Origin of the sequence: Micromonospora sp. NPDC049175, assembly GCF_043197345.1 — a bacterium.
In the GTDB taxonomy this organism is placed as follows: Bacteria; Actinomycetota; Actinomycetes; order Mycobacteriales; family Micromonosporaceae; genus Micromonospora.
Genome location: NZ_JBICSY010000001.1, coordinates 881709 through 901686, shown reverse-complemented (window position 1 = coordinate 901686; position 19978 = coordinate 881709). Strand labels below are relative to the sequence as shown.

Here is a 19978-nt window from a genome sequence, read left to right as displayed (position 1 = left end):
GCATCAGCGACCAGAGGAAGGCGTCGATGAAACCCTCGCCGATACCGCGCTCCGCCCTGCTGGCTCTCGTCCCCCTGCTCACCCTCACGCTCGTCGGCACTCCGGTCGCCGCGCACCGGCCCGGCGCCGCCACGGACCCCCGGCCGTCCGGCACCGACACGTTGGCCGGCACCGACACGTTGGCCGGCACCGGCACCGGCGCGGTGCAGTGGCGTACCGAACCCTCCGCCGAGGCGCTGCTGAAGGCGGGCGGGAACTCGGCGCGGGCCGAGCAGTTCTACTTCGTGCTGCCGGACCGGTTCGCCAACGGCGACCCCCGCAACGACCGGGGCGGCCTGACCGGCGACCGGTTGCGGACCGGGCTCGACCCGACCGACAAGGGCTTCTACCACGGCGGTGACCTCAAGGGCGTCATCGACAAGCTGGACTACATCCAGGGGATGGGCACCACTGCCATCTGGCTCGCCCCGGTCTTCAAGAACCGGCCGGTGCAGGGCGCCGGCAACGACATCTCGGCCGGCTACCACGGCTACTGGATCACCGACTTCACCCAGGTGGACCCGCACTTCGGCACCAACGAGGAGATGAAGCGGCTGGTCACACTCGCCCACCGGCGCGGCATCAAGATCTACCTCGATGTGATCGTCAACCACACCGCCGACGTGATCAAGTACGCCGAGAACTCCTACGCGTACGTGGACAAGGCGACCTCGCCGTACACCGACGCGCGGGGGCGGGCGTTCGAGGACCGCAACTACGCCGACGGCAGCCGCGCGTTCCCGCCGGTCGACAAGGAGTCCTTCCCGTACACCCCGGTTCTTCCCGAGCCGGGTGACGCGAGCGTCAAGGTACCGGCGTGGCTGAACGACGCGACCATGTACCACAACCGGGGGGACTCGACCTTCGCGGGCGAGAACAGCGAGTACGGCGACTTCTTCGGCCTCGACGACCTGTGGACCGAGCGCCCCGAGGTGGTGCGGGGGCTGACTAAGGCGTACGGGGACTGGATCGGCGCGATCGGCGTCGACGGGTTCCGGCTGGACACCGTGAAGCACGTCAACATGGAGTTCTGGCCGCAGTTCAGCCAGGGCATCCAGCGGGCCGCCGAGAAGGCCGGCAAGAAGGACTTCTTCATGTTCGGTGAGGTGTACAGCGCCGACCCGGAGATCAGTTCCCGCTACGTCCGTCAGGGTGGGTTGCCGGCCACCCTCGACTTCGCCTTCCAGGAGGCCGCGCGCGGTTACACCACAGGCGCCGGCTCGGCGCGGGCGCTCGCCGACGTGTACGCCCGCGACGACCTCTACGCCGCCCGGGACACCGACGCCGGCCGGCTGACCACCTTCCTCGGCAACCACGACATGGGCCGGATCGGCTCGTTCGTCGCCGGCGGTGGCACCGACCCGGCCAGTCACCTGCGCCGCGACCAGCTCGCGCACCAACTGATGTTCCTGACCCGCGGCCAACCGGTGATCTACTCCGGCGACGAGCAGGGCTTCACCGGGCCCGGCGGGGACAAGGACGCCCGGCAGGACATGTTCGCCTCGAAGGTGCCCGACTACCTCGACGACGACCTGCTCGGCACCGACCGCACCCACGGCAGCGACCAGTTCGAGACCGACCACCCGCTGTACCGGACCATCGCCGAGCTGGGCCGGCTGCGCCAGGAGCACCCCGCCCTGCGCGACGGCGTGCAGGTCACCCGGTACGCCGCCGACGGCCCGGGGGTGTTCGCCGCCTCCCGGATCGCCCCCGCCGACCGCACCGAGTACGTGGTGGCGGTCAACAACGCCGACACCGCGCAGACTGTCACCGTGGACACCTGGTCGGCCGGCGCCACCTTCACCGGCATCTACGGCAGCGCGAGCGGCGAACAGGCCGGCGCCGACGGCAGGCTGACCCTTACCGTGCCGCCGCTGTCGGCGGTGGTCTACCGGGCTGGCACCCCCGTCGCGCAGGCGGCCGGCAAGCCGACCGTCACCATCACCTCCCCCGCCCCGGACGCGCCGGTCGCCACCCGGGCGGCGGTCACCGCCCAGGTGACCGGTGACCCCCTCGCCACCGTCACCGTCGCCGCCCGGGTCGCGGGTGGGCGGTGGACGGTGCTGGGCAGCGCCGACCACGCGCCGTACACCGTGCAGCACGACCTGACCGGCCTGGCCGGCGGCACCCGGGTCGAGTACAAGGCGGTGGTCCGTGACGGCCGGGGTCGTACCGCGACCGCCCGGTCCACCGCCACCGTGGGTACGCCTCCGCAGGGCGGTTCCCGGGAGTGGGCGGTGGTGCACTACCAGCGCCCCGCGGGTGGGTACGACGACTGGGGGCTGTACGCCTGGGGGGACATCGACCCGGCGTACGTCACCGAGTGGCCGAAGGGCCAGCCGTTCGCCGGGGAGGACTCCTATGGTCGCTTCGCCTGGGTGAAACTGAAGCCGGGCGCGACGTCGGTGAACTTCCTGGTCGTCGACAAGGCCGGCACCAAGGACGTCGCCCAGGACCGCGGCGTCGACGTCACCCGGACCGGCGAGGTCTGGCTGAAACAGGGCGACCCGGCCGTCTACCCGAGCCGGCAGGCGGCCACCGGTGAGCCGGACCCCCCGGTCGAGGAGGGCACCGCGGTCGTCCACTACCGGCGGGCCGACAACACCTACGACGGTTGGGGTCTGCACGTGTGGGACGGCGCGGCCAACCCGACCGAGTGGTCGACGCCGCTGAAGCCCACCGGGACCGACGCGTTCGGGGCGGTGTTCCGGGTGCCGCTGGCGGCCGGCGCGACCGGGCTGAACTACATCATCCACAACGGCGACACCAAGGACCTGCCCGACGACCAGCGACTCGACCTGGCCGGCGCGGGCCGGGAGGTGTGGCTGCTCGCCGCCACGCCGGGGCGGTTGCTGCCGACCACGGCGACCACCGCGGGCGGGGACACCGACATCGGCAAGCAGAAGGCGCACTGGATCGACAGGTCCACGGTGGCGTGGCAGACACCCCCGACCGACGGCAGGACGTACGCGCTCGTCGCCGCGCCCACCGGCGGGGTGAGTGTGGTCGACGGGGAGTTGACCGGGGCGTACACCACGTTGCCGTTGCGGGCGCAGCGCAACGGGCTCACCGAGGCGCAACGCGACAGGTTCCCGCACCTGTGGTCGTACCGTAGCTTCGCCCTTGACCGACGCGACCTGGCAAAGGTCCCGGCGGCGCTGCGGGGGCAGGTGCTCGTCACCGAGCGCGACGCGAAGGGTGCCCTGCTCGCGGCGACGGGTGTGCAGATCCCCGGGGTGCTCGACGACGTGTACTCCCGGGCCACCGACGCCACCCTCGGCCCGACGTTCGACGGCCGGACGCCGAGCCTGGCGCTGTGGGCGCCGACCGCGCGGACCGTGCGGCTGCACCTGTTCGACTCGCCGAGCGCGTCGCCCAGGATCGTGCCGATGCGCCGCGACGACCGCACCGGTGTCTGGTCGGCGCGCGGCACCGCCGCCTGGGTGGGCAGGTACTACAGGTACGAGGTGCAGGCGTGGCAGCCCGCCGCGCAGAAGATGGTCACCGCCGTGGTGACCGACCCGTACTCGGTGGCCCTGGCGGCGGACTCCACCCACAGCCAGCTCGTCGACCTGAACGACCCGGCCCTGGCCCCGGCGGGCTGGGGGACGCTGCGCAAACCGGCCCCGGTGCCGGCGGCGAAGGCGCAGATCACCGAGCTGTCGGTGCGGGACTTCTCCATCGCCGACGAGACCGTGCCGGCCGAGCGGCGGGGCACGTTCCTCGCCTTCACCGACCCGAAGACCGCCGGCATGACCCACCTGAGGGCCCTCGGCGACGCCGGTGTCACCCACCTGCACCTGCTGCCGGCGTTCGACTTCGCGACGATCCCGGAGCGGCGGGCCGACCAGCGTCAGCCGGCCTGCGACCTGGCCGCGCTCCCGCCGGACTCCGCCGAACAGCAGAAGTGCGTGGCGGCGGTCGCCGACACCGACGGCTACAACTGGGGGTACGACCCGCTGCACTACACCGTGCCGGAGGGCGGCTACGCCGTCGACCCGGCCGGCGCGGCGCGGACCGTCGAGTTCCGGCGGATGGTCGCGGGGGCGAACGACGCCGGGCTGCGGGTGGTGATGGACGTGGTCTACAACCACACGGCCGCGGCCGGCACCGACCCGAAGTCGGTGCTCGACCAGGTGGTGCCCGGCTACTACCACCGGTTGTTGGAGGACGGCGCGGTCGCCAACTCCACCTGCTGTGCCAACACCGCCCCCGAGCACGCCATGATGGGCAAGCTGGTCGTCGACTCGCTCGTCACCTGGGCGCGGCAGTACAGGGTGGACGGGTTCCGGTTCGACCTGATGGGTCACCACCCGAAGGCGAACATCCTGGCCGTACGCCGGGCGTTGGACCGGTTGACAGTCGCCCGCGACGGCGTGGACGGCCGGTCGATCCTGCTCTACGGCGAGGGCTGGAACTTCGGCGAGGTAGCCAACGACGCCCGGTTCGTGCAGGCCACCCAGGCCAACATGGCCGGCACCGGCATCGGCACCTTCAACGACCGGCTGCGGGACGCCGTGCGCGGCGGTGGGCCGTTCGACGCCAACCCGCGGGCGCAGGGCTTCGCGTCGGGGCTCTACACCGACCCGAACGGCGACGACGTCAACGGGTCACCGGCCGAGCAGAAGGCCCGCCTGCTGCACGCCCACGACCTGATCAAGGTGGGTCTGACCGGCAACCTGCGCGGCTACCGGTTCACCGACACCGCCGGGCGGCAGGTCACCGGGGCGCAGGTGGACTACAACGGCTCCCCGGCCGGCTACACCGCCGCGCCGGGGGAGGCCGTCACCTACGTCGACGCGCACGACAACGAGATCCTGTACGACGCGCTGGCGTACAAGCTGCCGCAGGCCACCTCGGCGGCCGACCGCTCCCGGATGCAGGTGCTGGCACTGGGCACGGTGGTGCTGGGACAGGGCACCGGGTTCGTCACCGCCGGCACCGAACGGCTGCGGTCGAAGTCGCTGGACCGCAACTCGTACAACTCCGGCGACTGGTTCAACCAGATCCGCTGGGGGTGCGAGCGGGGCAACGGGTTCGGCGCCGGCCTGCCGCCCGCGCCCGACAACGAGGACAAGTGGCCGTACGCGGTGCCCCTGCTGGCGGACCCGGCGCTGGTGCCGGACTGCGCGGCGATCGACACCACGAACGCCCGGTACGCCGAGCTGCTGCGCATTCGGGCGTCGTCGCCGGTGTTCGGGTTGGCCACCGCCGAGCAGGTGCAGCGGCGGGTGGCGTTCCCGCTGTCCGGTGAGCAGGAGACGCCGGGCGTGCTGACCATGACGCTTGACGCGCGCGGGCTGGGCGGGGCGTGGACGTCGGTGACTGTCGTCTTCAACGGCACCCCGTCGGCGGCCACCCAGACCGTCACCGGACTTCGCGGTGCGGACGTGGCACTGCACCCGGTGCTGGTCGAGTCGGCCGACGAGGTGCTGCGTACCGCCTCGTTCGACCGGGCGGCCGGCACGTTCACCGTACCGGCGCGCAGCGTGGCGGTGTTCGTGCAGAGGTAACGACGTGAACCGGCCCCCTTCCGCGTGGTGCGGAAGGGGGCCGGTCCGTTGTGCTTGTCACCCTCGGTGCTGTGCCGGTTGATCAGGCGAAGCAGTTCTCGATGGTGCCGCCCGGAATGGCCAGGCAGTTGGTCGGACGGTTCGCGGTGATGGCGGACTTGTCGTCCACGTTCACCTCTCCGAAGAAGCTGAAGACACCGCCCGGCTCGAAGGTGGAGAAGTTGTGGGCGACCTTCGTCTTCGACAGGTTGACCTCGCCGAAGATGTTGAAGATGCCGCCGCCGACCCCGATCGGGCCCACGGCCCGGTTGCCGACAACCTCGCTGTCGCGCAGCGTGGTGACGCTGTCGGCGTTGAAGAGCCCGCCGCCGAAGAAGCCGGCGGTGTTGTCCTTGATGTTGCTCTTCTCGAACGTGACCACGCTGTCGAAGGCGATGGCCACACCGCCACCGACGCCGGCGGTGCTGTTCTTCTCCACAGTGACGTTGTGCAGGTTCAGCTGGCTGTCCGCCGCGGCGATACCGCCACCAGCGAGCACCGCGGTGTTCGAGGCGAACTTGGTCTCGTACGCCGTGGTGTTGCCCTCGATGTCGAGGTAGCCACCACCGAAGCCGAGCGTCTCGTTGTCGGTGATCTCGGCCTTCTTGAGCTCGACCGTTCCGCCGTCCACGTCGTCGGTGAAGATCTCCGCGGCGCCGTTGGAGATACCGCCACCACCGATGACTGCGGTGTTGTCGGTGATCTTCGACTCCTCGACCTTGAGCAGGCCGGCGTTGAAGACGCCGCCACCGAAGAAGAAGGCGGTGTTACGGGTGACGGTGCTGTGCCAGATCTTCGTGGTGCCGAAGTTGGCCACACCACCGCCGTTGCCGCCCGACTGGTTCAGGACGACCTCGGACTCCAGGATCTCGGCGGTGCCGCCCGGCTGGACCAGGATTCCGGCTCCGTCGTTCTCCTCGGGCTCCTCGACGAGCGGCGTGACGACGCCCGGCGTGACCTTCTTGGTGACCTTCGGCGCGGCCTTCAGGCCCGCCTTCGGGTTGGCCTGCCGAACGGTGAGCGCCTGGGTCAACGGGGTGCCCGCCTTCACCTGCGCGGCGAGCGCCTCGGAGTCCGAGTAGGCGGCCCAGACGGCGTTCGGCTCGACACCGTTGAACAGTTCGAGGGTCTGGCCGCCCTTGATGGTCAGGCCCTTGATGGTGAGGTGACCACCGGCGCCGACGTTGAGGATGCGGAAGTAGTCGGCCGTTGCTTCCCGGGAGATCGTGGTGTGCTCACCCTTGAGGGTGATGTTCTCCGTGATCACCGGGAGGCCGTTGCCCTCGTAGTCGTTGCGGGTCAGGTTGTAGGTGCAGCCCTTGGCCAGCTCCAGCACACCGCCGTGCTTGTTGTTGGCGAACACGATGGCCTGAATCAGCTTGTCGGTGTCGCAGGGCACCTCCTTCCCACGCTCGTGGTCCTTGTCCCGGTCCTTGTCCTTGTCCCGGTCCTTGTCCCGGTCCTTGTCCCGGTCCTTGTCCTTGTCCTTGTCCCAGTCGCGCCCCTCGTCACCCCGCTGGTCGCCGTCCTTGCTGACCTGCGCGGTGTTCCAGTTCAGGCCGACCGCTCCGGCGCTGCCCGCGACGCCCACCGCCGCGAGACTGATCACGCCCGTCAAACCGGCCACGCCACTGGCGAGCCAGAGCTTGCGACGGCGTTTGGCCGTCGCCCGCCCGGAGGCTTCGTTGTTCGTTAGGTAGTTGGACATCGGAGCTCTCTGCCCTCTCCTCGTACCAGACAGGGTCGCCGCCGTCAGACGGGTGTCCCCTGCTACAAATCGGTTGTAGCTCCCAAAACCACCGTATGAGAAGGTTCCTCGCCTCGCGGGCTTATCCGAGAGAACCCCACATTCGGTTCATGTTGCGTGCGAAGGGGCCGGGACACCCCGCCGGGCCCCGTGCCGCCCAGGGCGGCCGTAGACCCCCGTTGACCTGCCAAAACGGGTACGCCCCTCCGGGCCGGCGACGGCGCGGAGGGGCGTACCTCTCTATGTGGTTCAGCCCCACCGGGTCAGGCGAAGCAGTCCGAAACGTTGAAACAGTTGGTCGGGCGGTTGGCAGTGACCGCGGACTCGTCGTCAAGCGTCACAGTGCCGCCGACGCTGTTGAAGATGCCCCCCGGCTCAAGGGTGGAGAAGTTGTACGCCACCGTGGTCCGCTGGAGTCTGACCTCGCTCCCGTCGGCGTTGACGATGCCGCCGCCGCGGGAGGACGGACCGACGGCCCGGTTGCCCACTACTTCGCTGTCGCGCAGCGTGGTGACGCCGTCGTCGTTGTAGAGGCCGGCGCCCCACAGGACCGAGGTGTTGTCCTTGATCTTGCTGCTCTCGATCGTCGCGACGCTGTCGGAGCTCACGAACAGGCCGCCACCGTCGCTGGCGGTGCTGTTCCTGACCACCGTGGCGTCCTTGAGGGTGAGCTGGCTGTCCGCAACCGCGACGCCACCACCCTCGAGCACCGCGGTGTTGTCACCGACCGTCGTCTGGTGCAGCGTCGTGGTGCCCTCGACATCCAGCACGCCGCCGCCGAAGCCGAGCGTCTCGTTGTCGGTGACCTCGCTCTTGTAGACCCAGACCGAACCGCCCACAACGCCCTCGCCGCGAATCGCCGGCGCGCCGTTGGAGATGCCACCGCCACCGATGATTGCGGTGTTGTCCTCGATCTTCGACTCGTCGACCTGGAGTACGCCGGCGTTGAAGATGCCGCCGCCGACGAAGAAGGCGGTGTTGTGCGCGACCGTCGTCTTGCTGAGCCTGGTGCTGCCGAAGTTGGCCAGCCCACCGCCGTCGCGGCCGGACTGGTTGTAGAGCAACTCGCTGTCCAGGATCTCCGCCCGTCCACCGGGCTGCACCAGCACCCCGGCCCCGTCGTTGAACCCCGGCTCCTCCACCAGCGGCACCACCGCGGACCCGGCCGGCGCCGGCGTCGCCACCGCGGCTACCGGCTTGGCGGCCGTTACCGCGGCCTTGGCCTTGGCTGCTGCGGCCTCGGCTCCAGCGGCCTTGACCGCTGTGGCCTCGACCGCTGCGGCTTTGGCTTCTGTGGCCTTGGCTCCAGCTTCAGCGGCCTTGACCGCTGTGGCCTCGGCTTCAGTGGCCCTGACCGCTGCGGCTTCAGCTTCAGCGGCCTTGACCGCTGCCGTCGAAGCCTTGGCACCCGTCGTGGGTGTGGCCGCGGTGGGCTTGGCGGCCGTTGTCCCCGCGGCCATCGTCCCCGCGGGCTTTGCTGCGGTGGGCTTCGCGGCCGTGGGCTTCGCGGCCGTTGTTGTCGCGCTGGGCTTCTCGGCCGTAGCCGCCGCGGGCTTGGCTGCCGCCGCCTTTGCGGTGGACGCCGAGGTCGGCGTGCCGGCGGGCGCGGTGGTGACCGCGGGCTTGGGTGCCGTGCCGGCCACGGCGGACCGGGCCCGGGACGAGTAGGGCGCCCAGACCGTGGCCGGGTCGGCGGTCACCGATTCCTGAAGGGTCTGGCCGCCCCTGATGCTCAGGCCCTTGAGGGTGAGGTGCCCGCCGGGGCCGACGTTGAGGATGCGGAAGTAGTCGGCGGTGGCCTCACGGCCGAGGGTGGTGTGCTCGCCCTTGAGGGTGATGTTCTCGGTGATCACCGGGAGGCCGTTGCCGTCCTGGTTGCGGGTCAGCGTGTAGGTGCAGCCCTTGGCCAGTTCCAGCACCCCGCCGTCCTCGTTGTTGGCGAAGGTGATCGCCTGGATCAGTCTGTCGCTGTCGCACGGGACCTGCCTGCCGCGGTCCTTCTCCTCGTGCGTGGCGTCCCGGCCCGACCGGTCGCCGTCGCCGCTCCAATCGTCGCCGCTCCAGTCGTCGTCCCGACCGCCGTCCTCGTGGGCGCCGTCTTTCTTGGCACCGTCGTCCTTCGTGCCAGCGGAGTCGCTGACGGTCTGCCGATTCGTCGACGGCTGCGTGTCGGACGCCCGGTTGGAGGCGGGCTTGTCGTCCCGAGCGGCCACGCCGCCGAGAGCCGCCAGGCCCACCACGCCGGTCAGCCCAGCCACGCCGGCGACCCAGAGCGCCCGCCGTCGTCGTGTCGGCGGAGCCGCCGAGGCCCCGCCGTCGGTACTCGTTACGTCGTTGGACATCAGAGCCTTCCGCCCTTTCCTGCTACCAGACGGGATCGCACCGCCCGAGGCGCCACGACCAGCTACAAATGGGTTGCAGCCTCTGATCCCCACCGTATGAGAACCATCTTCGCGATGCGGACTTATCCGAGATAACCCCGCATTCGGCGCAGGTTGGATGAGGTCGGGCAGGCAGCAGGGTTGATCCACTCGGGTTCAGGGATGACGCGGTGTCCGCGTGGTCGGGACAGCGCGACGTCCGTGAAGCCGAGTGGATCTTGCCGAGAACGGCACCGGCGTCGCCGTCGGCCGTTGGTCGGCCGGCGGCGACGCCGGTGCGGTGCGGGTTGGAGCCGGGTCAGGGCTCGTGCGGGGTCAGCCGGGCAGGCGGGGGCCTGCCTCGCGCTGCTCGGCCAGCCAGGTCTCCACCTCGTCGGAGGTGCGCGGCAGCGCGGCCGACATGTTCACCGCGCCGGTCGAGGTGACAAGTACGTCGTCCTCGATCCGGATGCCGACGCCGCGCAGCTCGGCGGGGACCAGCTCGTCCTCCGGCTGGAAGTACAGACCGGGCTCGACGGTGAGCACGTAGCCCTCGCCCAGCGCGCCGTCGCGGTAGGTCTCCTTGCGTGCGTTGGAGCAGTCGTGCACGTCGAGGCCGAGCATGTGGCCGAAGCCGTGCAGCGTCCACCGCCGGTAGACGGTCGACTTCTCGTCCATCGCCTCGTTCACGCTCACCGGCAGCAGGCCCAGCTCGGACAGGCCCTCGGCGAGCACCCGCATGCAGGTCAGGTGGACGTCCTTGAACGCCACCCCGGGGCGGATGGCGTCGATGCCGGCCTGCTGCGAGGCGTACACGATGTCGTAGACCTGGCGTTGCAGGGCGGTGAACCGCCCGTTGACCGGCAGCACCCGGGTCACGTCGGCGGTGTAGAGGTTGCGGCCCTCGACGCCCATGTCCATCAGCAGCAGGTCACCCGGCCGGGTGGCGCCGTGGTTGTGTACCCAGTGCAGGATCGTGGCGTGCTCGCCGGCGCCGACGATCGAGCTGTATCCGACGTCGTTGCCGTCGTGGCGGGCCCGCAGCGCGAAGACGCCCTCCAGCAGCCGCTCGGAGACGGCGCGGTCGGCCGGCAGGATCCGGGCCACGTCCTCGAAGCCGCGTACGGTGGCGTCGATCGCGTCCTGGAGTTGGCCGATCTCCCACTCGTCCTTGACCAGCTTCATCTCCGACAGGGCGATGGCCAGCTCCCGGTCGCGGGGCGGTTGGCCCTCGGCGCGCGGTCCGTCGTAGGCGCGGACGGCCGCGTCCACCTGGGCGTCGAACCCGCGCAACACCCGGGTACGCCCCGGCGCCAGGTCGGCGAGCGTCGCCTCCAGCCCGGTCAGGTCGGCGGTGGGCAGGCCCAGCTCGGTCGACTTCTCGCTGAGCGTGTGTCGCCGGCCCACCCACAGCTCGCCGTTGCGGCTGCGGAAGAACTCGTCGGTCTCCCGGGACGAGCGGGGCCGCATGTACAGCGTCGCGTCGTGCCCCGAGCCGTTGGGGCGCAGCACCAGCACGCTGTCGGCGTCGTGGTCGCCGGTCAGGTAGGCGAAGTCACTGCCCGGCCGGAACGGGTAGTCGGTGTCGTTGGCCCGGACCTTCTCGGTGCCGGTGGGGATGACGAGCGTCTCGCCCGGGAAGGCCGCGGAGAGCGCGGCACGCCGCTTGGCGTAGTTCGGCGTCTCCGGGCGGGGCGTCACGGGGAGCGCGGTGTCGCGCCAGCCCTGCCGCATGAAGGACAGGAACGCCTCCGGGAAGTCCGGATCGTGCGATTCCGTGCCGTCCGTCGGCGTACCGTCGGTTTGTCCCTCGGTCATTGCGCCGCTCCCTCCGCCTCGTTGCTGATCTCGACGGTACCGCGCGCCCGGTTCCCGGTGGCGACCCCGGGAGTCGGATCGACGGACGGCTGCGACGGGCCGACAGCGCGCGTGGAAAGATGACCACCATGTGCGGACTTCTGGCCTTCTTCAGCGCGAACGGTAACGCCGCCGCGCACCGCGACCACATCGCCGGAGCGTTGGAATGCCTGCACCACCGCGGCCCCGACGAGACCGGGGTCGAGGTGGTCGGCGACGCTTCCGGCCGGTACGCGGACGGCGTGTTCGCCCACAAGCGGCTGGCCATCATCGACGTCGCGTCGAGTCACGAGCCGCTGCCCTACGCGAACGGCCGTTACCTGCTCACCTTCAACGGTGAGATCTACAACTACATCGAGCTGCGCGAGGAGTTGATCAGGAACTTCGGCGCGCAGTTCGCCACGGCCGGTGACGGCGAGGTGATCGTGGCGGGCTACCACTTCTGGGGCGAGCAGGTGCTCACCCGGCTGCGGGGCATGTTCGCCTTCGTCATCTGGGACCGGCAGGAGCGGCGCGCGTTCGGCGCCCGCGACTACTTCGGCATCAAGCCGATGCACTACCTGGAGACCGCCGACGGGCTCTACCTGGCGTCGGAGAAGAAGGCGCTGTTGCCGTTCGCGCACAGCAGCTACCAGGGTGACGCGGGCGTCGACGGCGCCAGCCTCAGCCACTACCTGACCCTGCAGTACGTCCCGGAGCCGGGCACCCTGCACAAGGGCATCAGCCGGATCGGTTCGGGGGAGTACCTGAACTGGACCCCGGGTGGGCGCATCGACGTACGCCGGTGGTACCGGCCGGTGTTCCGGCCGGCGCCTGTCGACGACGAGCAGAAGCTCTACCACGAGATCCGGGAGACGCTGCGGGAGAGCGTGCGCATGCACATGCGCTCCGACGTGCCGGTCGGCTCGTTCCTGTCCAGCGGCATCGACTCGACGGCCGTGGTCGCGCTGGCCCGGGAGTTCAACCCGAACATCCTGACCTTCACCGTCGGCTACGACGTCCCGGGATATTCGGAGATCGACGTCGCCCAGGAGTCGGCGCGGCACCTGGACGTCACCACCATCCCCACCAAGATCGGTCCGCAGGACATGATCGACGCGCTGCCGAAGATCGTCTGGCACCTGGACGACCCGGTGGCCGACCCGGCGCTGGTGCCGCTCTACTTCGTGGCCAAGAAGGCCGCCGAGCACGTCACGGTGGTGCTCTCCGGTGAGGGCGCGGACGAGTTCTTCGGCGGCTACACGATCTACCGGGAGCCGTTGTCGCTGGGCACCGTCAACGGTCTGCCCGGCGGGGTGCAGAAGGGCCTGCGCGCGGTCTCCAAGGCGATCCCGCAGGGGGTCAAGGGCAAGAGCTTCCTGGAGCGGGGCACCACCCCGATCGAGGAGCGCTACTACGGCAACGCGCGGATGTTCACCGAGGAGGAGAAGCAGCACCTGATGCGCCGCTACGACCCCTCGGTGCGCTACACCGACGTCACCGCCCCGATCTACGCCGAGTGCACCGAGCTGGACGACGTCACCAAGATGCAGTACGTCGACCTGTACACCTGGCTGCGCGGCGACATCCTGGTCAAGGCCGACCGGATCTCGATGTCGCACTCGCTGGAGGTGCGGGTGCCGTTCCTCGACCGCGAGGTGTTCGACGTCGCGGCGAAGATCCCGGTGGACCTGAAGCTGCCGCCGCGCTCCGACGCCACCAAGTACGCGATGCGTCAGGCGTTGCAGGGTGTCGTGCCGCCGGCCATCGTCAACCGCAAGAAGTTGGGCTTCCCGACCCCCACCCGGGTCTGGCTGCGCGGCGAGATGTACGAGTGGGCCCGGCACGTGCTGAGCACCTCGGGCGCGGGCGACCTGCTCGACCTGTCGTACGCGCTGCGGCTGCTCGACGAGCACAAGCGGGAGGAGGCCGACCACTCCCGCAAGGTGTGGACGGTGTTGATCTTCTGCATCTGGCACGCCATCTTCGTGGCCAAGACCCTCGACCCGGGCATCCAGCGCAACCAGTCCGCCCTGCTCACGAAGCCGGTGGTCGGCTCGATGGTCCGCTGACACCCTGTCGACCAAGAGGTTTGCGTCACCGGAGCAGTTCCGGTGACGCAAACCTCTTGGTCATTTCAGGCGGTGGTGGCGGCTACTTGCGGGCGCAGGTGACCGTCGGGAGTCCGTTCGTTCCTGTGCTGCTGGCCAGGAAGCCGAACGTGGTGGTGCCCTCCGGTGCGACGGTGCCGTTGTAGTTGACGTTCGTCGCCGTCACCGTCGAGCCGGACGTCGTCTGGGTGGCGCTCCAGATCTGACTTATCGACTGCCCGTTGGGCCAGGTCCAGCTCGCGGTCCAGCCGTTGAACGGCGTACTGCCGTGGTTCATGATCGTGACCTCGCCCTGGAAGCCACCCTGCCAGGTGCTGCTCACCTTGTAGACCGCCATGCAGTCACCGCCGCTCGGCGGCGGGGTGGTGGTCGGCGGCGGGGTGGTCGGGTCCGGCGGCGGGGTCGTCGGGTCCGGCGGCGGAGTGGTCGGGTCCGGCGGCGGGGTCGTCGGGTCGGGCGTCGGCGAACCGGTACCCGGGCCCACCCCGGTCACCTGACCGTTGCCGCCGTCGAAGGTCACGTCGGAGCAGCCGAAGAAGTTCTCCTGCGAGTCCGAGCGGACCCAGCGGGAGTAGATGATGTGCCGGCCGCTCTTACCCGACGGCAGGTTGCCGCTGAAGTAGTAGTGCCCGTCGTTGGTGCCGACCGCGCCGCGCTGCGGCGGGTTGGTCACCGTGAGGAACGGCTGCTCCAGGTCGCTCCAGGCCAGGGCCCGGGTCGGGCTCCAGCTGTCCTTGGTCACGTAGAAGTAGAACGTGCCCGGGTGGTGCGCCCAGTTGCTGTACTTGAAGTCCAGCCGGGACCCGGAGGTCAGGTGGGTCAGCGGCCAGTCGGTGCGGGGCAGGTCGTAGCCGCGGAAACCGGTGGCGCCGCCGCTGCACAGCTGCCCGTCCGGGATGAAGCCGGTGGTGCGGCCGCCAGCGTCGGAGCGCAGCACACTGAACCAGTTGTAGAGCGAGTTCGCCCCGCTCTGCGCCACCGCTGCGGAGCACGCGGGGTTGTTCGGCCGGATCTCACCGGTCTGGCTGCGGCCGTCCTGCCAGCACAGGTAGGTGCGGCTGCCCGGCGTCATCGCCGCGCCGTGCGCGGCGGCCGGCTGGGGACTGGACGCCAGGGCGACAGCGCCCAGCGCGAGGGTCATGGCCGCGGTGAGCAACGCGGCCGTACGGGAACGGTTCACGGGTTCTCCTGACTCGCGAGGCGTGCCGCCCGAGCCGTCCGCCCGCTTGTGGGTGGGACGTGGCCTGCTCGCCCCGCTGAAGTGAACGGTGCGACGATCACGGCGACGTGCCCCGGCGGAAGACCGGCCGGTGGACGCGCGCCATCAACGGTCCTGTCAGGGACCGGCGCCCTCGCGTGTGTCGAACCCGGCAACCGGTGGCGCGGCAGCCCTCGCACCGCCCGGTACCCGTCATCCCACCACGCCCCGCCGCGCCGCGCAATAGCTGTTCCTCGATGGATGGGTTGACCCACCGGCCGCCGTCGAACGCCATATCCTGCGGACGGGGACGACGGAGGCGGAGAGGCGGCGGCCGGTGCCGGACGTGTTCGACGAGGTGCACCGCAGGTGCCGCGCCGGTGAGTCGGTCGGCCTGGCCACCGTCGTGGCCACCTGGCGCTCCGCGCCGCAGCCGCCCGGCGCGACGATGGCGGTCGCGATCGACGGCACGGTCACCGGCAGCGTCTCCGGCGGCTGCGTCGAGGCGGACCTCTACGAACGGTCCCGCCGGGTGCTGGACACCGGCGCGGCCGAGCTGATCCGCTACGGCATCAGCGACGACGACGCGTACGCCGTGGGTCTGACCTGCGGTGGCATCCTCGACGTGTTCGTGGAGCGCGTCGACCCCGCTGCCCTGCCGGAGTTGGCGGCGGTCGCCGCCGCCCGCCGGGGAGGCCAACCGGCGGCGGTGGTCACCTGCGTGGCCGCCGACGCCGGTGATCCACCGGGCGCGGTGCCGACCGATCCGGCTCGACGGTTGGGGCGGCGGCTGGTGCTGACCGGCCAGCGGTCGATCGGCTCGCTGGGTGACGACCGGCTCGACGACGCCGCGGCCGTCGACGCCGCCGGGCTGCTCGCCACCGGGCACAGCGGGGTGCTCCGCTACGGCTACCACGGGCAGCGGCGCGGCAGCGGCGTCAGCCTCTTCGTGACCGCGTACGCCACCCCGCCTCGGATGATCGTCTTCGGGGCCATCGACTTCGCCGCCGCGGTCGCCCGGATCGGCGCGTTCCTCGGCTACCGGGTCACCGTCTGCGACGCCCGAGGAGTCTTCACCACCGCCCGGCGCTTCCCCGAGGCCGACGAGGTGGTGGTGCAGTGGCCGCACCGCTACCTGCGGACGGAGTTGGACGCGGGCCGGGCCGACGGGCGGACCGTGGTGTGCGTCCTCACCCACGATCCGAAGTTCGACGTGCCGGTGCTGGAACTGGCGTTGCGCCACCGGTTGGCGTACGTCGGCGCGATGGGTTCGCGGCGTACCCACGACGAGCGGCACAAGCTGCTACGCGAGGCGGGGCTCGACGCGGAGCAACTCGCCCGGCTCGCCTCCCCGATCGGGCTGGACCTCGGTGGTCGTACCCCGGAGGAGACCGCGGTGAGCGTGGCCGCGCAGATCGTCGCGGCCCGCTGGGGTGGCAGCGGTCGTCCCCTCGCGGCGCTCGACGGGCCGGTCCACCGGCCGGGGTAGCCCGTGCGCCGCTTCGGCGCCCGCCGAGCGGCCCGCTGTGCCAGCCTGGTGGCACGGCGACCGGCTCGGCGGGCGACGGCCGGCGGTGGGCTGGCCACGACGGGAGGATCGGCATGGGGTACGCGGTGGTGCTCGGCGAGGCGCTCGTCGACCTGCTCGACAGCGAGCGCGACGGGGAACGGGTCTACCGGCAGGCGATCGGCGGCGGGCCGCTCAACGTCGCCGTCGGGGTGGCCCGCCTCGGTGGTGCGGCACAGTTCGTCGGCTCCCTCGGCGACGACGTGCTGGGCGGCCGGATCCGCGCCTTCCTGACCGCCGCCGACGTCGGGGTGGCCGGTGCGGTGACGGTGCCGGCGCCGACCACGCTCGCGGTGGTCACGTACGCCGGGCCCGAACCCGACTTCCGCTTCTACGGCGAACCGGCGTCCTACGGACTGCTCGGCCCCGACGACCTGGACCTGGCGCTGCTGGAGGGCGCCGACGTGCTCTACTGCGGCTCGATCGTGCTGCTTCAACCCGACACGCTGGCCGCCGCCCGCCGTGCCTGGTCGCTCGCCGCCGGCCTGCGGGTCTTCGACCCGAACGTGCGCCCCCGGCTGCTGCACGGGCCGGAGGCCCTGGGCGGGCTCCGCCAGGTGGTGGCCGAGTTCGCCGCCGGCGCGCACCTGGTCAAGCTGAGCGCCGCCGACGCCGCGCTGCTCTACCCGGGTGAACCGGTCGAGGGGGTGGCCGCGTACCTGCGCGAGTTGGGGGCGGCCACCGTCGTGGTGACGCTCGGCGCGGCCGGCGCGGTGCTGGCCGCCGCCGACGCCGACCCGGTCCGGGTGCCGGCCCCCAAGGTCGACGCGATCGACGCCACCGGCGCCGGCGACTCGGTAATGGCCGCGCTGATCGCCGACCTGCTCCTCGACGGCGAGCCGGACTCCCCGGCGGGCTGGGTCGAGCGGGTCGCGTTCGCGGTGCGGGTGGCGGGCCTGGTCTGCGAAAAACCCGGTGGTGCCACCGCCATGCCCACCCGCGCCGACGTCGACCGTCGCTTTCCGGCCTAGACCTCGCCGTCCAGCTCCCGGTAGCCGCGGCGGGCGGCGACCAGGGCCGCGCGGGCGCCGAAGGGAGCCTCGGCGGCCACCCGCTCCGGCGGCGCGCTGCCGGTGTGCGCGGCCCGGATCAACCAGGCCAGCCGCACCAGGTCGGCGTGCTGGGCGCGGACGAAGTCGACGTCCACCGGGTCGCCGTGACCCGGCACCACCACCGTGCGCGCGGTGGTCAGCCGCAGCAGGTCCGCGACCGCGTCCGGCCACCGCAGGGGGTACGCGTCCTCGAAGGCGGGCGGGCCGCTCTGCTCCACCAGGTCACCGGCGACGAGTACGTCGGCGTCCGGCACGTGCACCACCAGGTCCGCGTCGGTGTGCCCACGTCCCGGGTGGCGCAGCAGCACCCGCCGGCCACCCAGGTCGAGCGACGTCTCCGTGTGCACGGTGTGCGTCGGGGCGAGCAGTGGGGTGTCGGCAAGCTCGGCGGCGAGCGCCGGATGCTCCTCGCGCAACTCCTCGTACGCCTCCCGGCGCAGCCGCTCCGGGTCCTGGCGCAGGGCCGCGGCGGCCATCTCGTGCGCGTACACCGGGCGGGGTGGGTTGCCGGCCAGGACTGCGTTGCCGAAGCAGTGGTCGTAGTGGTGGTGGGTGTTGACAAGCGTCAGCGGGCGGTCGGTGACCGCCCGGACGGCGGCGGCCAGCTCGGCGGCCTGCGCGGCCGAGGAGAGCGTGTCCACCAGGAGCGCCTCGTCGTCGCCGACGACAAGTGTGACGTTGACCCGCAGCAGTGGTTCGCGAAGGACGTGCACCCGGTCGGCGACCTCGACGAACCCGGCGGTCACGACGATCGTCCGGCGCGCTCGACGAAGCGTTGCCGGTCCACCAGGATCCGATCCACCCGGCCCCGGGCCACCGTCTGGTCCCCGTCGCTGACCGTGACCTCGAACGACAGTCGACGGCCGTCGACCGTCGCCAGCAGGGCCTGCGCCCGGACCGTGCGGCCGACAACCGTCGGCGCCAGGTGCTCCAGCTCGACGCGCGTCCCCACGGTCGTCGACCCCGCCGGCATCCCGGTCGCCGTCGCCGCGACGGTGGCGGCCTCGGCGAGGGCGAGCACCCGGGGAGTGCCCAGCACCGGTACGTCCCCGGAACCGACAGCCTGGGCGGTGTCCGCGTCGGTGACCGTCAACTCGACCTGGGCGGTCAGACCCGGCGCGAAGGCCGGCTCGGGCTGCTCCTGCATGGTCGTCAGCCTAGGTGCTCGGTGCAGGCGTCGGGCACGCGCCCGGCGATCCGCTCGCACCCCACCCAAGACGACCGACGGGTGGTCCCCGTCTGTCGATGCCGTACCCGTCGTTAACCTTGACGACGATGGCCGTCGTGACTGACCCCCAGCCCCCCGCCCGGACCGACCCGCCCGCGTCCGGCGACGGGGGTCGTCGACGTGTCGTCGCCATGAGCGTGTGGGCCGTCGCCTTCGTCGCCGCGTGGCTGGCGATCGGACTGCCGACCGACCCCACGTACGCCTTCGTCTGGATCTGGGCGGCGACGATCGCCTGGAACAGCGACCGGCCGTGGCGTAGTCACCTGCGCTTCGCCCGGGACTGGGTGCCGGTGGTGCTGCTGTTCGTCGTCTACAACCTCTCGCGGGGGTTCGCCGACAACGGGTCCACCCCGCACGCGATGGAGCTGGTCGTCGCCGACCGGTTCATGTTCGGCTGGGCCACCGGCGGTGAGGTGCCCACCGTCTGGTTGCAGCAGCACCTCTACCGTCCGCAGGTGCACTGGTGGGACATCGCCGCGAGCTGGGTGTACTTCTCCCACTTCGTGGTCGCGTTGACCGCCGCCGCGGTGCTCTGGCTGCGCGACCGGCACCGCTGGGCGGCGTACATGCGGCGCTGGGGTTTCCTCTGCGCCGCCGGCCTGGTCACCTACTTCATCTACCCGGCCGCCCCGCCCTGGTGGGCGGCGCAGAACGGCCTGCTCACCGAGGTCGCCCGGATCTCCACCCGGGGTTGGAAGGCGTTCGGCATGCACGGTGCCGGCAACGTGCTCAACGCCGGTCAGATCGCGTCCAACCCGGTCGCCGCGATGCCGTCGCTGCACACCGCGTGGGCGCTGTTCGTGGTGCTGTTCTTCCTGACCACCACCCGCCGCCGCTGGTGGCCGCTGCTGCTCGCGTACCCGCTGGCGATGACCTTCACCCTGGTCTACTCGGGTGAGCACTACGTGATCGACGTGCTGGTCGGCTGGGCGTACGTGGGGCTGACCTTCCTGGCGGTCGGTCTGGCGGAGCGCGGTTGGGCGGCCTGGCGGGCCCGCCACCCGAGCGCCAAGGCGCCACGGCCCACCGACCCCACCAACCCCCCGCCCGACCAACCCGAGCCCCCACCCACACGCGGCCCAGACACCCCCAGAACCCACCCCCCAGTCCCGGCCGACCACTAACCCCACCCCACCCCCGGGCCTCCGGCGCTTCCCCGGCGCTTCCCCCGTTGATCATGAGGTTATTGCCCTCCCAGACGGCGTGTCAGGGCAATAACTCCATGATCAACGCGGGGGCGACGGGGGCGACGGGGGCGGGGGAGGGTGCGGGGCCGGGTGGGGTGGGG

The 19978-nt window shown here is 71.3% G+C and carries 11 protein-coding genes; 5 read left to right on the top strand and 6 right to left on the bottom strand.

The features are described from left to right. Positions 1–26 precede the first annotated feature (26 nt). Positions 27–5552 (top strand): pullulanase-type alpha-1,6-glucosidase, encoded by a 5526-nt coding sequence (gene pulA, locus ACGFH8_RS03655; RefSeq protein WP_393362840.1) that lies wholly within the window; start codon positions 27–29, stop codon positions 5550–5552. 82 nt (positions 5553–5634) lie between these two features. Here pulA and ACGFH8_RS03650 read toward each other — a convergent pair whose 3' ends face one another. The 3 genes from ACGFH8_RS03650 to ACGFH8_RS03640 form a co-directional block, all read right to left on the bottom strand. Then, positions 5635–7299 (bottom strand): hypothetical protein, encoded by a 1665-nt coding sequence (locus ACGFH8_RS03650; RefSeq protein WP_393362837.1) that lies wholly within the window; start codon positions 7297–7299, stop codon positions 5635–5637. A 302-nt stretch (positions 7300–7601) separates the two neighbouring features. Continuing rightward, entirely contained in the window at positions 7602–9869 is a 2268-nt protein-coding gene (locus ACGFH8_RS03645; protein WP_393362834.1) for a hypothetical protein, read from the bottom strand. A gap of 165 nt (positions 9870–10034) precedes the next feature. Continuing rightward, positions 10035–11516 (bottom strand): aminopeptidase P family protein, encoded by a 1482-nt coding sequence (locus tag ACGFH8_RS03640; protein WP_393362831.1) that lies wholly within the window; start codon positions 11514–11516, stop codon positions 10035–10037. A 128-nt stretch (positions 11517–11644) separates the two neighbouring features. Between ACGFH8_RS03640 and asnB the strand changes: the two genes are divergently transcribed. Then, positions 11645–13606, top strand: coding sequence for an asparagine synthase (glutamine-hydrolyzing) (gene asnB, locus ACGFH8_RS03635; protein ID WP_387202573.1), 1962 nt, complete (start codon positions 11645–11647; stop codon positions 13604–13606). A gap of 82 nt (positions 13607–13688) precedes the next feature. On the opposite strand, the gene ACGFH8_RS03630 is transcribed toward asnB, so the two are convergent. Next, positions 13689–14786, bottom strand: a complete 1098-nt coding sequence (locus tag ACGFH8_RS03630) for a lytic polysaccharide monooxygenase (RefSeq protein WP_393364478.1) — start codon at positions 14784–14786, stop codon at positions 13689–13691. A 394-nt stretch (positions 14787–15180) separates the two neighbouring features. On the opposite strand from ACGFH8_RS03630, the gene ACGFH8_RS03625 reads away from it, so the two are divergent. Beyond that, positions 15181–16332: an XdhC family protein gene (locus tag ACGFH8_RS03625; protein ID WP_393362827.1), complete on the top strand. Its 1152-nt coding sequence runs from the start codon at positions 15181–15183 to the stop codon at positions 16330–16332. A gap of 113 nt (positions 16333–16445) precedes the next feature. Next, positions 16446–17381, top strand: coding sequence for a carbohydrate kinase (locus tag ACGFH8_RS03620; protein WP_393362824.1), 936 nt, complete (start codon positions 16446–16448; stop codon positions 17379–17381). On the opposite strand, the gene ACGFH8_RS03615 is transcribed toward ACGFH8_RS03620, so the two are convergent. Together ACGFH8_RS03615 and ACGFH8_RS03610 are read right to left on the bottom strand one after the other, a co-directional pair. Beyond that, positions 17378–18208, bottom strand: a complete 831-nt coding sequence (locus tag ACGFH8_RS03615; protein WP_393362822.1) for an MBL fold metallo-hydrolase — start codon at positions 18206–18208, stop codon at positions 17378–17380. The two genes, ACGFH8_RS03620 and ACGFH8_RS03615, sit on opposite strands and share 4 nt — an antisense overlap. Beyond that, positions 18205–18609: a hotdog domain-containing protein gene (locus ACGFH8_RS03610; protein ID WP_357803715.1), complete on the bottom strand. Its 405-nt coding sequence runs from the start codon at positions 18607–18609 to the stop codon at positions 18205–18207. The genes ACGFH8_RS03615 and ACGFH8_RS03610 overlap by 4 nt, the downstream gene beginning before the upstream one ends. Positions 18610–18737: 128 nt before the next feature. Between ACGFH8_RS03610 and ACGFH8_RS03605 the strand changes: the two genes are divergently transcribed. Next, a complete protein-coding gene (locus tag ACGFH8_RS03605) occupies positions 18738–19814 on the top strand; it encodes a phosphatase PAP2 family protein (RefSeq protein WP_393362819.1) in 1077 nt (358 codons plus the stop codon). Positions 19815–19978: the final 164 nt, after the last annotated feature.